Source organism: Nonomuraea sp. NPDC049309, assembly GCF_043196965.1.
In the GTDB taxonomy this organism is placed as follows: Bacteria; Actinomycetota; Actinomycetes; order Streptosporangiales; family Streptosporangiaceae; genus Nonomuraea; species Nonomuraea fastidiosa.
Genome location: NZ_JBICSH010000001.1, coordinates 1,557,944 through 1,571,380, shown reverse-complemented (window position 1 = coordinate 1,571,380; position 13,437 = coordinate 1,557,944). Strand labels below are relative to the sequence as shown.

General features: G+C 72.0%; 11 protein-coding genes. 7 read left to right on the top strand and 4 right to left on the bottom strand.

What is annotated here, in order from left to right; translation table 11 throughout:
* Window positions 1-166: 166 nt before the first annotated feature.
* Window positions 167-1,615 (bottom strand): MFS transporter, encoded by a 1,449-nt coding sequence (locus ACGFIM_RS07185; protein WP_393195999.1) that lies wholly within the window; start codon window positions 1,613-1,615, stop codon window positions 167-169.
* A 302-nt stretch (window positions 1,616-1,917) separates the two neighbouring features.
* Window positions 1,918-2,367: a MarR family transcriptional regulator gene (locus ACGFIM_RS07180; RefSeq protein WP_393195996.1), complete on the bottom strand. Its 450-nt coding sequence runs from the start codon at window positions 2,365-2,367 to the stop codon at window positions 1,918-1,920.
* Window positions 2,368-2,432: 65 nt separating this feature from the next.
* Between ACGFIM_RS07180 and ACGFIM_RS07175 the strand changes: the two genes are divergently transcribed.
* Window positions 2,433-3,554: an FAD-dependent oxidoreductase gene (locus ACGFIM_RS07175; protein ID WP_393195993.1), complete on the top strand. Its 1,122-nt coding sequence runs from the start codon at window positions 2,433-2,435 to the stop codon at window positions 3,552-3,554.
* Between the two features lie 429 nt (window positions 3,555-3,983).
* Entirely contained in the window at window positions 3,984-4,346 is a 363-nt protein-coding gene (locus tag ACGFIM_RS07170) for a peptidase inhibitor family I36 protein (protein ID WP_393195991.1), read from the top strand.
* Window positions 4,347-4,382: 36 nt separating this feature from the next.
* Here ACGFIM_RS07170 and ACGFIM_RS07165 read toward each other — a convergent pair whose 3' ends face one another.
* Window positions 4,383-5,018, bottom strand: coding sequence for a TetR/AcrR family transcriptional regulator (locus ACGFIM_RS07165; RefSeq protein ID WP_393195988.1), 636 nt, complete (start codon window positions 5,016-5,018; stop codon window positions 4,383-4,385).
* Window positions 5,019-5,063: 45 nt separating this feature from the next.
* The gene (locus tag ACGFIM_RS07160; RefSeq protein ID WP_393199648.1) at window positions 5,064-6,053 is read right to left on the bottom strand and encodes a LacI family DNA-binding transcriptional regulator; all 990 of its coding nucleotides are present in this window, start codon (window positions 6,051-6,053) and stop codon (window positions 5,064-5,066) included.
* Window positions 6,054-6,720: 667 nt separating this feature from the next.
* Between ACGFIM_RS07160 and ACGFIM_RS07155 the strand changes: the two genes are divergently transcribed.
* The 5 genes from ACGFIM_RS07155 to ACGFIM_RS07135 all read left to right on the top strand — a co-directional run bounded on the left by ACGFIM_RS07155 (window position 6,721) and on the right by ACGFIM_RS07135 (window position 13,425).
* Window positions 6,721-7,677 carry a carbohydrate ABC transporter permease gene (locus tag ACGFIM_RS07155; RefSeq protein ID WP_393195985.1) on the top strand — a complete coding sequence of 319 codons (957 nt, stop codon included), beginning with the start codon at window positions 6,721-6,723 and terminating at the stop codon, window positions 7,675-7,677.
* Window positions 7,678-7,680: 3 nt separating this feature from the next.
* Window positions 7,681-8,595, top strand: coding sequence for a carbohydrate ABC transporter permease (locus ACGFIM_RS07150; protein ID WP_393195982.1), 915 nt, complete (start codon window positions 7,681-7,683; stop codon window positions 8,593-8,595).
* Window positions 8,596-8,665: 70 nt separating this feature from the next.
* Complete coding sequence (locus ACGFIM_RS07145) at window positions 8,666-10,027, top strand: ABC transporter substrate-binding protein (protein ID WP_393195979.1); 1,362 nt, start codon at window positions 8,666-8,668, stop codon at window positions 10,025-10,027.
* A gap of 46 nt (window positions 10,028-10,073) precedes the next feature.
* The gene (locus ACGFIM_RS07140) at window positions 10,074-12,119 is read left to right on the top strand and encodes a beta-galactosidase (RefSeq protein ID WP_393195976.1); all 2,046 of its coding nucleotides are present in this window, start codon (window positions 10,074-10,076) and stop codon (window positions 12,117-12,119) included.
* A 379-nt stretch (window positions 12,120-12,498) separates the two neighbouring features.
* Window positions 12,499-13,425, top strand: a complete 927-nt coding sequence (locus ACGFIM_RS07135) for a glucosyl-3-phosphoglycerate synthase (RefSeq protein WP_393195973.1) — start codon at window positions 12,499-12,501, stop codon at window positions 13,423-13,425.
* The last annotated feature ends 12 nt before the right edge of the window (window positions 13,426-13,437 follow it).

The following is a 13,437-nucleotide window of genomic DNA, read 5'->3' as shown; positions in this document are numbered from 1 at the left end:
GAAGTCCTTCTGGGGAGGGGAGGGCGCGGGTGGTAGGGCGGCTCGCTCGGGCGGCGCGGTTGCGCGGGCGGGGCAGGCGGACGGGCCGTCGTGGGCGCCGCTCGCCGTGATGCGCACCCGAGCCGGGGCTGCGTGGGCGGCGTGGGCGGCGGGCCGGAGGGTGAGGTCAGGCGTCGGTGGGGGTTTTCTGGCGCCGGCGGTGGCCGGTGACCTCGTTGCCGGCGTCGGGGCGCAGGCGCAGCATCAGCAGCGCGCCGGTCAGCGCGATCGCGCCGGTCACCCAGAACGCGACGGCGAAGTCGCCCTGCGTGAGCGGTGTGCCGGACCCGCCGTGCGCGAGCTGCAGCGCGATCGCCGCGACCGCCACGCCCAGCGCCACGGAGAGCTGCTGCATCATGCTGAACAGCGTCGAGGCCGAGGCGCGGTCGGCGGAGCCGACGTCGGCGAACGACAGCGTGTTGGTGCCGGTGAACTCGATCGACCGGGTGGCCCCCGCGACGAACGCCACCACGGCCGCCACGGCGAAGGCGGTGCCCGCGTCCAGCAGGCCGAGCGCCGCGATCGACAGCGCCACCCCGATCCCGTTGCAGACCAGCACCGTACGGAAGCCGAGCCACCGCATCAGCGGCGTCGTGATCACCTTCACGACGAGGTTGCCGAGGAAGTACACCAGCACGAGCCGCCCGGCCTCCAGCGGCGTCTGTCCCCACGCCTCCTGCAGCATGAGCGGCAGCAGGAACGGCGTCCCGCTGATCGCGAGGCGGATGAGGGCGCCCGCGTGCAGGCCGGCCGCCGCGAACGTGGGCACCCGCAGCGGCCCCAGGCCCACCAGCGGATGCTCGGCCCGCAGGAACCACCACACGGCGGCCGCCCCTACCAGCAGCCCGACCGCCGGCAGGGCGAGGTCGAGAGCCGCCGTGGGCGGCTGTGCCAGCTCGGACAGGCCGTAGACGGTCAAGGTGAGCGACGTGACGATGAGGACGGTGCCGACGCGGTCGAGCGGCTTGGGCTCGCTGTCGCGCACGTTCGGCACGAACGCCAGGACGAGGGCGGTCCCTGCGAGGGCGAGCGGCGCGTTCAGCAGGAAGATCCACTGCCAGCCGTGCCAGGTGGTGAGCGCCCCGCCGAGCACCGGGGCGATGACCGGCGCGACCAGCCCGGGCCAGGTGATCAGCGCGGTCGCGCGCATGAGATCCCGCTTGCCGGCGTTCTTCAGCACGATGATGCGCCCGACCGGCATCATCAGCGAGCCGCCCGCGCCCTGGATCACGCGGGCCACGGCGAACTGCCATAAGGAGGTGCAGGCCGCGCAGGCCACCGAGGCCAGGCCGAACACCACGATGGCGGTCGCGAACACGCGCTTGGCCCCGTACCGGTCCGACAGCCAGCCGCCCAGCGGGATGAAGGCGGCGCCGGCGACGACGTACGCGGTGATGCCGATGTTGACGCTGACCGCGTCCACGCCGAACGTCCGGGCCATCTGGGGGAGCGAAGTGTTGATGATCGTGGTGTCGAGGTTCTGCATGAACCAGGAGACGGCCACGATCAGGGCGACCCGCCGGGGAGCGGTCCCGCCGGCCGTCGCGCGGTCGTTCCGAGGCAGCACGTCCGTCATGTCCTCCCGTGGTGCGCCGCAGCCCGGCGGGGGAGCGCCGGGAGTGCTCCCGGAGGGCAACTCTAACTCTGCCCCTCATGCCGGAGATGTCGGGCCTCTTCCTCGTGCTGCGAGGCTCTTTCGCCGCCGTACGGAGGGCCTGCGGGCGCACGTACTCCGAAGGAACCGCGGACGTTCGCACGCCGCCCTCCGGCCGTTCACCCGGCGACGTGCGGCTGCTTACGCGGGGGCCGGCGGCCGGTTCGCCGGGTGCGTGCCGGACGGCCGCTCGTGCGGCGCGCGCGGGCTCTTCCGCCGGGCGGTCAGGCGGTTTCGGCGCGGAGGTCGCGGAGCGCGGTGCGGTACGCGGCGCCGACCATGGCGAAGACCTCCATCATCATCGGCATCCGCTCGATCCCGTGCTGCTGCGCGAGCGCTTCGAGGTGTTTCCTGGTGGATTCGCACGCGGCCTCGTACACCGCCAGGCCCTCGGGCACGAGCTCCACGGTCACCATGCGGCGGTCGCGCTCACCGCGGACGCGCCGGGCGTACCCGCCCTTCTCCAGACGGTCGATGAGGCGGGTGGTCGAGGCGGACGGCAGCCCCAGCTCCTCGGCGATCGTGCCGGCGGCGAGCGGCCCGCGCGTCTCGAGCAGCATGATGGCGGCCACGTCGGCGGGTTGCAGGCCGAGACGGTCGGCGAGCGCGTCGTTGTGCACCAGGATCGCGATCACGAACTCGCGGAAGACGGCTTCTGGTTGCGCGGAACCCACCGGGACACCCTACTTGCCGGCGATGTATCTTCGAAGCGAAGATACATCGATATGGAGAAAATGGGATGGACGTCATCGTCATCGGCGCGGGGATCGGCGGCCTGGCCATCGCCCGCGTTTTACTGGCCGCGGGCCACCGCGTCCGCGTGTACGAGCAGGCGCCCGAACGCCGCACCGGCGGCAAGGCGCTGCTGGTCTGGAGCAACGGCAACGCGATACTGAACGACCTCGGCATCTCGCTCGCCGACGTCGGCGCCCGCATCGACAGGATCGACGCGCTGACCCCGCGCGGCAGGCTGCGCACCACCATGGACCTCGCGCACGCCGCCGCCCGCTACGGCTTCCCGACCAGGGCCGTCCCGCGCCGCCACCTGCTCGACCGGCTGGCCGCCGGGCTGCCCGCCGGCGTCGTCCGCTACGGCATGGCCTGCCGCGACGTGCGCCAGGACGATGACAGCGTCACGGCCGTCTTCGCCGACGGCTCCACGGCCACCGGCGACGTGCTCGTGGGCGCGGACGGGCATCACTCCGTCGTGCGCAGGACGCTGTGGGGCGAGGGGACCGTACGGCCCGCCACGTTCGGCACCTGGCAGGGCCTCAGCCGCATCGACATCGAGATCACCGGCACCACCAGGCACCTCATGATCAGCGGGCGGGAGGGCGCCTGCGGCCTGATGCCCGCGGGCGACGGGCTGCTGCAGTGGTGGTTCGACGTCCGCTGGTCGCCCCGCGACCCCCGGCCCGCAGCGCCGCTCGCCGAGCTGCGGCGGCGGTTCGGGCGCTGGCGCTCCCCGGTCTCCGACGTGCTCGCCGCCGCCCGCGAGGAGGACCTGGAGTTCTTCGGCCACCACTGGAACAAGGTGCCCGAGGTGTGGGGCGCGGGGCGGGTGACGCTGGCCGGCGACGCCGCGCACACCATGCCGCCCACCCTCGGCCAGGGCGCCAACCAGACCCTGGAGGACGCCTGGGTGCTCGGACAGGCGCTGGCCGGCGAGGGCGACCCGGCGACGCGGCTGCGCGCGTACGAGCGGGCCCGCTACCCGCACATCTCCCTCGTCTCCCGGCTCGCCAGGCGCAACCCGGCGAACTGGCGCACCCCGCCGATCCTCGCCCGGCTGGTCCCCGAGACCGTGCAGACCCGGATGCTCGCCCGCTTCAGCAACCGCCTCTCCGTCCAGCCGGCCTGACTCCTCGCCACCCGAACGATCCGCCCCGCCCCGCACCCCGGCCACGCCCCACCGCCGGCCGAAGCGCGGCCGCGCCCCTGCAAGTGCGGCCAGCCGCGCCTGTGTCGTGCGGCCGCGCTCACGCCGTGTGGCGGCGCCCATGCCGTTGCGCTGCGTTCCTGCCGTGCTTCCTGGCGTGCGAGTGCGCCTCTGCGGTTCGGCCGCGCTGTGCCGTGCGCGGGCCGTCTGCCGGGCCGCCTCGCCCGAAGCCTCGCTGACCTGTGTGTTCTCCCTTTCCGTCGCGGGCGTCAGCTCGCCCCACGAGGTCAGAGGGGCGACGGTCCTTTCGAAATAGGGGCCGGGCAGTGAGATCCACCTTACCAATCGTGTTCAATCAATGACACTGCGTATAACGTCCCGTGGTGTTCCAGCAGACAGGAAAGGAGCACCATGAAGCTTCTCAGCATGATCGCCGCGCCCGCCCTCGCCGCCGGCCTCCTGGCGGTGCCCGCCGCGACCGCCGAGGCTGCCGTGCCGGCCTGCCACGCCCACGTGTGCCTGTGGACGGGCGCCAACTACACCGGTGCCGTCTTCACCTGGTGGGAGGCCGACGGCAACAGGTTCATCGGCCGTGCGCACGCCGACAACGTCGGCTCGTTCGTCGCCACGAGCGGCGCGTGCTTCGTCGACACGGCCGACTCCGAGTGGAAGTGGCGCGCCAAGCGCCTGGCCTCGCGGGGCGACTACAGCTCCAACTACAAGGGCAGGTTCGGCGGCGTGATGGACCGCATCGCGCCCGCCCGCTACTGCTGATCCACCGGCAGGCGCAACCGGCGGCCGGGCCGCCCCTCACCCGGCCGCGCGGCCCTCCCGGCGATACAGGTCGGCGACGGCGGCGAGGACGCGGTCGCGGGCGACCGGGCCAGGGGTGACGCCGGTCAGCACGTACGCCGCCAGCCCCTCGGCAAGCGCCACCAGGGAGAGCGCCGTTCCGTGCGGGTCGAGCCCGGGGTCGATGCGGCCGGCCTGCTGGTCCCTGCGGATCAGGCCGGCCATCTGGCGGTGGAAATCGGCGTACAGCACCCGCATCCGCGCCGCGATGGCCTCCTCGGCGAAGGCGAAGGCGTGGAACGACTGCCGCACCCGCATGTGCGCCTCGCTGACCGCGTCGTACGGCACCAGCTCGGTCAGCACGGTCGTGAGCACCAGCCGCGGATCGGCGGCCTCCAGATCGGATCCGGCCTTCTCCCTGATGCGGGCGGCCGACAGCGCGTTGCCCCGCTCGAACGCCGCCTCGAGCAGCTGCCGCTTGGCGGGGAAGTAGTGCTGCACCCGGCCGGGCGAGATGCCCGCCTGCGCGGCCACCTCGGTCAGCGAGACGGCCCCGAGGCCCCGCTCGGCGACGATGGCGAGCACGGCGTCGGCGATCTCGGCGCGCCGCTCCTCGTGGTGCGCCCCAGGTCCCCTGGTGCGCCGCTCCGCCACGTACGCTCACCCCCTGATCGATGCGATCGCATCGGAGTTTACCTGTCAGGTGGGCGGCGGGCCCGTGCTGGCGCGGACGACCAGCCGCGTCGGCACCAGGTCGGTGCCGGACGGCGCGCCGCCCCCCTCGCGGATCTGCCGCAGCACGAGCTGCACGCACCGCCGCCCGACCTCGGCGAAGTCCTGGTGCACGGTCGTCAGCGGCGGCACGAAGCACGCCGAGTCGGGGATGTCGTCGAACCCGACCACGCTGACCTCATCGGGCACCGAGCGTCCCCGCTCATGCAGCGCCCGCAGCACGCCGAGCGCCATCTGGTCGTTGGCGCAGAACACCGCCGTGCAGCCAGGCTCCTCGGCCAGCCGGAGACCGGCGGTGTATCCGGACCCGGCCGACCAGTCGCCGTGCAGCGGCGGCGGCACCGGCCGGCCCGCCTCCTCCAGCGCGAGCCGCCACGCCTGGGCGCGGCGCTGCGCGGCGAAGGACGACTCCGGCCCGGTGACGTGCCAGACCGTACGGTGCCCGAGGCCGAGCAGGTGGCGTACGGCCGACCTGGCGCCCTCGGCCTGGTCGGTGTCCACCACGCTGTAGCGGTCACCCGCGTCGGAGTCGACGACCACCGCGTGCACCCCGGGCGGCAGCGTCACCGTGCCGGTGTCGAGCAGGTGCACCTCGAGGATCACGATGACCGCGTCCACGGCCAGCTCGCCCATCCTGGTGAACGCGCCCAGCACGTTGTCCTGGGTCGGCACGTCGATGGGGATGAGCGTGATCGCGTAGCCCTCGGCGGCGGCGTGAGTGGCGATGGCCTCGACGGTACGGCTGTTACCGATCGTGGACAGGTTGAACAGGATCACGCCGATCGTGTTGAACTGCCCGTACCGCAGGGCGCGGGCGGCGCTGTTGGGCCGGTAGCCCAGCTCGCGCATGGCGGCAAGCACCTGTTCGCGGGTGGAGCCGATGACGCCGGGGTGGCCGTTGGCGACCCGCGAGACGGTCTGGGACGACACGCCGGCCAGCCTGGCCACGTCGGCCATCGACACGCGCTGCCTGCGCCGCCCGCCGGGAACACCCGGCCCGCGCCGCGCACCCCCTGCGGCCCGCTCGCCCGGCCGCGCCTCCGTAGCCGGGCGCCCGTCTCCGGCGGGTCGCGCCTCCGTGACCGGCCGTCCATCTCCCGCAGGGTGCGTCTCCGCGGCCGGTCGTCCATCGGCGCGTCGCGTCTCCGCGGCCGGGCGCCCGTCTCCGGCGGGTCGCGCGTCCGAAGCCCGGCGCGCGTCCTCCGGCCGCGGCGGGTGCGCGTCCCCCTCTGACCGCGCACCCTCGACCGGAGGCGCACCCTCGACCGGAGGCGCACTACCGACCGGCCGCGCGCCGCCGGTCGGCGCCTGCCGCTCGGGGTCGTCCAGATCCATGCCCGTGCCGCTCCTGCCTGCCCGCTCTGGCTCGGTGGCTTTCTGCTCGTGTCCGTCCGGTACGCGCCCGCCCCGGACGGCGTCCGAGCCGTTCAGCCAGGAAATCCTTCGCGGAGGTCCGGCCGATGTCAATGTGGGGGGCCGCCCCTTGACCCCAGGTCAGGCGGGTGCCACCATACCGCAGCGGAAGTTAACGTAAACATCAGCCCAGCATCCCCGGATCATCACGTCGCGTGACAGGCGTCCGCGATTGATGTTTACGTCAACATGGCAGCGAGAGGAGTGACCGGTGGTCACGGAAGGCTACGCCCCCGGCGGGCAGGCGCGCGGGCGCCCGCCCGCGGCGGCCCAGCGCGGCCGGGGCACCAGAAGGCGCGGGACCGGCGGGCGGTCCTGGACCGGCTGGCGGTTCGTGGCGCCGTTCATGGCGGTGTTCGCGCTCGTCTTCCTGGCGCCGATCGGCTACTCGATCTACCTCAGCCTCTACCGCACCCAGCTGATCGGCGGCACCGCGTTCGTCGGCCTGGACAACTACCTCAAGGCGCTGCAGGACCCGCAGTTCTGGTCGGCGTTCGCCAGGGTCGCGCTGTTCCTGGTCGTGCAGGTGCCGATCATGCTGTTCCTCGCGCTGCTGGTGGCCCTCGCGATCGACAGCGGCCGGCTCTACGGCGCGGCGTTCTTCCGCATCTCGGTGTTCCTGCCGTACGCGGTGCCCGCCGTCGTGGCGACGCTGATGTGGGGCTTCATGTACGGCACCAGGTTCGGCCTCATCGGCAACCTCAACGAGGCGTTCGGCTGGTCGCTGCCCGACCCGCTCTCGCCGGACCTCATCCTCGCCTCCATCGGCAACATCGTGACCTGGGAGTTCGTCGGCTACAACATGCTGATCCTGTACTCGGCGCTGCGCGTGGTGAGCCCCTCGCTGTACGAGGCCGCCGAGATCGACGGCGCCGGCCAGTTCCGCATCATCTGGTCGATCAAGCTGCCGGCCCTGCGCGGCGCCCTGGTGATCGCCACGATCTTCTCGATCATCGGCAGCTTCCAGCTCTTCAACGAGCCCAGCATCCTCAAGGCGCTGGCGCCGAACTCGATCACCACCTACTTCACGCCCAACCTGTACGCCTACTCGCTGTCCTTCGCCGGCCAGCAGTTCAACTACTCCGCCGCCGTCGCCATCATCATGGGCGTCATCACGATGATCATCGCGTACATCGTCCAGCTCCGCGGCATGCGAAAGGCGGTCTGAGCCATGGCCGCAACCGCACACCCCGGAGCCCGCGCAGGACGCGGCCCGCTGGTGATCCGTCACCAGCGCCCGCGTCACCGCCGCCGCAGCCGCACGCTCACCGCGCTGACCGCGCTCATGCTGGTCTACACGCTGCTCCCGCTGGCCTGGCTGCTGATCAACGCCACCAAGACGCAGGAGAGCCTGCTGTCGTCGTTCGGGCTGTGGTTCTCCGGCGACTTCGCGCTGTTCGACAACATCGCCCAGACCTTCGCCTACGACGGCGGCGTCTACGCGCGCTGGCTGCTCAACACGCTCCTGTACGTGGTCGCCGGCGCGGGCGGCGCGACCCTGCTCGCCACGCTGGCCGGCTACGGCCTGGCCAAGTTCGACTTCCCCGGCAAGAAGGCCGTCTTCGCGGTCGTGATCGGCGCGGTGGCGGTGCCCGGCACGGCGCTGGCCGTACCGACCTTCCTGCTCTTCTCCGACATGGGGCTCACCAACACCCCGTGGGCGATCATCATCCCGTCGCTGGTCTCGCCGTTCGGCCTCTACCTCATCTGGACGTACGCCGCCGACGCGGTGCCCAAGGAGATCCTGGAGTCGGCGCGCGTGGACGGCGCGGGCGAGTTCCGCACGTTCTTCCGGATCAGCCTGCCGCTGCTCGGCCCCGGCATCGTCACGGTCCTGCTCTTCAACGTGGTCGCGACCTGGAACAACTACTTCCTGCCGCTGATCATGCTCAAGGACCCCGACTGGTACCCGCTCACCCTCGGCCTGAACGCCTGGAACCAGCAGGCGGGCACGGCGGGCGGCGAGGCCGTCTTCAACCTGGTGATCACCGGATCACTGCTCACCATCGTCCCGCTGATCGCGGCGTTCCTGCTGCTGCAGCGGTACTGGCAGTCGGGCCTCGCCACGGGGAGCGTCAAGGGCTGACCCCGGCGCCGCCGGAGCGCCGGCGACATGAACGCGTACACCAGAGCAGACATCCAGAAAGGCAACGCCCATGACGATCAACCGTCGTCACGCCCTCCTGCTGGGCGCGGCACTGACCGTGTCACTCGCCGCCACCGCCTGCGGCTCGTCCGGCGGCGGCGACGGCTCGGACGCCACCGCCACGGCCGCCGCCTCCCAGACCGTCTCCGACGCCGACCTGCAGAACGCGCTGAACGCGGGCGGCAACATCACCGTCTGGGCGTGGGAGCCGACGCTCAAGCAGGTCGTCGCCGACTTCCAGGAGAAGTACCCCAAGGTCAAGGTCGACCTGGTCAACGCCGGCACCAACAACGACGAGTACACCGCGCTGCAGAACGCGATCAAGGCCGGCTCCGGCGTGCCCGACGTGGCGCAGATCGAGTACTACGCGCTGCCGCAGTTCGCGCTGTCGAAGGCGGTGACCGACCTCAGCGCGTACGGCGCAGGGAAGCTCGACGGCACCTTCACCCCGGGCCCGTGGAACTCCGTGCACGCCGGCGGCCCCGCCGTCTACGGGCTGCCCATGGACTCCGGCCCGATGGCGCTGTTCTACAACAAGGAGGTCTTCGACAAGCACGACATCGAGGTGCCGAAGACCTGGGACGAGTACGTGGCCGCCGCCGAGAAGCTGCACAAGGCCGACCCCAAGGCGTACATCGCCAGCGACAGCGGTGACGCCGGCTTCACCACCAGCATGATCTGGCAGGCGGGCGGCAAGCCGTACAAGGTGGACGGCACCAGCGTGAGCATCGACTTCTCCGACCCCGGCACGCAGAAGTTCACCGCCACCTGGCAGAAGCTCATCGACGGCAAGCTGCTCTCGCCCGTCGTCGGCTGGACCGACGAGTGGTACAAGGGCCTGGGCGACGGCACCATCGCCACGCTGGTGACCGGCGCCTGGATGCCGGCCAACTTCGAGTCGGGCGTCAAGGCCGCCTCCGGCAAGTGGCGGGTCGCGCCGATGCCGCAGTGGGAGGAGGGCGGCACGGTCACCGCCGAGAACGGCGGCAGCTCCCTGGCGGTGCCCGAGGCGTCCGCGAACAAGACCCTCGCCTACGCCTTCGTCAAGTACGCCACCGTGGACGAGGGCGTGCAGACCAGGATCGACGGCGGCGCGTTCCCCGCCACCACCGCGCACCTGCGGGACCCGCAGTTCAGGGACAAGGAGTTCCCCTACTTCGGCGGCCAGAAGGTCAACCAGGTGCTCGCCGAGTCGGCCGAGCAGGTCGCGCCCGGCTGGTCGTACCTGCCGTTCCAGGTGTACGCCAACAGCATCTTCAACGACACCGTCGGCAAGGCGTACACCTCCGGCACCACGCTCCAGGACGGCCTGAAGGCGTGGCAGGACGCCTCCGTCAAGTACGGCCAGGAGCAGGGCTTCACCGTCCAGTAACCGATCGACATCCTCCGCCAGGAACAGCACGAGACAGGAGCAGACGTTGCAGGTCGACCACGGCCGCCGGTGGGTGCGCTGGCCGTCAGAGCCGGAACGGGCCAGGCTGGCGTTCGGCGCGGACTACAACCCGGAGCAGTGGCCCCGTGAGGTGTGGGACGCCGACATGCGCGCCATGCGCGCGGCCGGGGTCAACATCGTCTCCCTGGCCATCTTCTCGTGGGCGCACCTTCAGCCCGCCGAGGACAGGTGGGACTTCGCCTGGCTCGACGAGGTGATGGACCTGCTGCACGCCAACGGGATCGCCGCCGACCTCGCCACGGCGACGGCCTCGCCGCCGCCGTGGCTGACGGCCAAGCACCCGGAGATCCTGCCGGTGGACCAGCAGGGCCGCACGCTCTGGCCGGGCGCCCGCCAGCACTGGCGCCCCACCTCGCCGGTCTTCCGCCGGTACGCGCTGCGCCTGGTCGAGGCCCTCGCCACCCGGTACGCCGAGCACCCGGCGCTGGCCGCCTGGCACGTCTCCAACGAGCTCGGCTGCCACAACGTCTACGACTACTCCGACGACGCCGCCGCCGCGTTCCGCGACTGGCTGCGCGCCCGCTACGGCACTCTCGACGAGCTGAACCGCGCCTGGGCCACCGCGTTCTGGTCCCAGCGCTACGGCGACTGGTCGGAGATCCTGCCGCCGCGCCTGGCCGCGTCCTTCCCCAACCCGACGCAGCAGCTCGACTTCAAGCGCTTCTCCTCCGACGCGCTCAAGGAGCACCTGCGCGCCGAGCGCGAGGTACTGCGCCGGCTCACCCCGGACGTCCCGGTCACCACCAACTTCATGGTGATGGGCGAGACCAAGGGCATGAACTACGCCGACTGGGCCTGCGAGGTCGACTTCGTCGCCAACGACCACTACCTGCTGACCGGCCCGCAGGCCCAGGACGAGCTGTCGTTCTCGGCCAACCTCACCGGCATGCTGGCAGGAGGCGAGCCCTGGTTCCTCATGGAGCACTCCACCAGCGCCGTCAACTGGCAGCCGGTCAACCTCGCCAAGCGGCCCGGCGGCATGGCCCGCGACTCGCTCACCCACGTCGGCTACGGCGCCGACGCCGTCTGCTTCTTCCAGTGGCGGCAGTCGGCGGGCGGCGCCGAGAAGTACCACTCGGCGATGGTGCCGCACGCGGGCGAGGACAGCGACGTCTTCAGGGCCGTCACCGATCTCGGCGCCACGCTGGCCGCGCTCGCGCCCGTCGCCGGCAGCAGGCGCAGGCCCGCGCGCGCCGCGATCCTGTTCGACTGGGAGTCGTGGTGGGCCGCCGAGCTGGACTCCCACCCCACCTCCCTGCTGCGCTACCGGCAGGAGGCGCTGGACTGGTACTCGGCGTTCCTCGCCGCGGGCGTGCGCGCCGACGTCGTGCCGGTGGCCGCCGAGCTGTCCGGATACGACCTGGTGATCGCGCCCATCCTGCACGTCGTGCCCGCCGCGCTGGCCCGCCGCCTGGAGGAGTACGTGACGGGCGGCGGCCACCTCGTCGCCACCTACTTCTCCGGCATCGTGGACCAGGACGACCGCGTCTGGCTCGGCGGCTACCCGGGCGCGCTGCGCGACCTGCTCGGCATCCGCATCCAGGAGTTCGGGCCACTCCTCGACGGCGACAGCGTCGACCTCGACCTCGGCGTCACCGGCACCCTGTGGACCGACCGCATCGACCTCGCGGGGCCGGAGACCGAGGTGCTCGCGGCGTACAAGACGGGCGAGCAGGCCGGGCGCCCGGCGATCACCCGCCGCCGCTCGGGCGCGGGTTCGGCCGCGTACGTCTCCACCCGGCTCGGCCCCGGCGGGCTGGCCGTGCTGCTGCCGCTGCTGCTGGAGACCGCGGGCGTCATCTCCGAGCTGCCCCCCGAGCTGCGCGGGCAGGTCGAGCTGGCCGTACGCACCGACGGGACGCACGACTACTGGTTCCTCGTCAACCGCGGGGACCGGCAGGTGGACGTGTCGGCGCTGGCCGGCGAGCCGCTGGCCGGGCCGTCGCTCGCGCCCGACGCCGTGCTCAGGCCCGGCCAGGTGCGCGTGCTGCGCCGTCCGGCGGCCTCATAGGGGCTTCCTGTCCGTCTCATTGCCGAACCCGGACGGATCCGCCCGCACCGGCGGGCCGTCCGGGCGCGGAACGGACGAGGGCCAGGCCGATGACGCGCCCGCCGCGAGCCGCTGGGCCGTCCGGGCGGGGACCGCCCCCGAGCCACCCGCTTGACGACCGCAACCGCACCCCGCCTGCACACAGGAACCGGCCACCTCACCACGAAGCGCTTATTCCTTGAGCACGCGAACCTTGCCCGCTCTCCGGTTGCGCCTTTGCGACGGCGTTACTTACCGCCCGAACTCCCTCAAGACCCCTTGACCTGCGAAGACGATCGCTTCTCGGGCTTAATGGGCATCTCACATACGCTGACATATCGGGATACGGGGGAGGGGTCGCATGCTTCCTGAAGTGCATGGATGGTTGCGACGCCGCACTTCGTCCGCCGGGGACTGGCCGGTCCAGGATCTGGTGGCCGCCAAGGGCGATACGACCGTCAGCGTGGTGCTCCCGGCCCGCGACGAGCGCGAGACCGTGGGAGAGATCGTCGGCGTGATCCGGCGGGAGCTGGCTCCGCTCGTGGACGAGCTCGTGGTCATCGACTCGCGGTCGACCGACGACACCGCCCGGGTGGCCGCACGGGCGGGAGCGAGGGTGCACGCCCAGGACGAGATCCTGCCGGGACTCAAACCCATGGACGGCAAGGGAGAGGCGCTGTGGAAGTCGCTCGCGGTCACGTCCGGTGACGTGATCGCCTTCGTCGACGCCGACATCCGCAACTTCCGCGCCTCGCTGATCCTCGGCGTCCTCGGGCCGCTGCTCTCCGACCCGACCGTCATGTACGCCAAGGGGTGCTACGACCGCCCGCTGCACGGCACGCCCAACGCGGGCGGGCGCGTCACCGAGCTCGTCGCGCGCCCGCTCATCAACCTGTACTGGCCCCAGCTCGCCGGGTTCATCCAGCCGCTCGCCGGCGAGTACGCGGGCCGCCGCTCCGCGCTCGAACGCGTCCCGTTCCTCACCGGATACGCCGTGGAGCTCGGCCTGCTCATCGACCTGCTGGAGCTGGGCGGGCTCGACGGGCTCGCGCAGGTGGACCTGGGCTCGCGCGAGCACGCGCCGCAGTGCACCGAGGCGCTGGGCATGATGTCCGCCCAGATCATGCTCGCCGCCTGGTCCCGCCTGGAGCGCCAGGGCCGCATCAGCTCGGTCGCCCCTCCGGCGACGCGGCTGTGCCAGTTCAGGCGGGGGCTGGAGGGGCACGACGTGCTCATCCGCGAGATCGGCATCGGCGAACGCCCCCCGATGATCACCATCAACCCCTGAACCGCACGCTCG

Bases quoted from the DNA above. Each gene is read 5' to 3' on its own strand.
- ACGFIM_RS07160 (WP_393199648.1), bottom strand. From the start codon at position 6,053: ATGGCCGACGTGGCCAGGCTGGCCGGCGTGTCGTCCCAGACCGTCTCG.
- ACGFIM_RS07175 (WP_393195993.1), top strand. From the start codon at position 2,433: ATGGACGTCATCGTCATCGGCGCGGGGATCGGCGGCCTGGCCATCGCC.
- ACGFIM_RS07135 (WP_393195973.1), top strand. From the start codon at position 12,499: ATGCTTCCTGAAGTGCATGGATGGTTGCGACGCCGCACTTCGTCCGCC.
- ACGFIM_RS07145 (WP_393195979.1), top strand. From the start codon at position 8,666: ATGACGATCAACCGTCGTCACGCCCTCCTGCTGGGCGCGGCACTGACC.
- ACGFIM_RS07170 (WP_393195991.1), top strand. From the start codon at position 3,984: ATGAAGCTTCTCAGCATGATCGCCGCGCCCGCCCTCGCCGCCGGCCTC.
- ACGFIM_RS07150 (WP_393195982.1), top strand. From the start codon at position 7,681: ATGGCCGCAACCGCACACCCCGGAGCCCGCGCAGGACGCGGCCCGCTG.
- ACGFIM_RS07185 (WP_393195999.1), bottom strand. From the start codon at position 1,615: ATGACGGACGTGCTGCCTCGGAACGACCGCGCGACGGCCGGCGGGACC.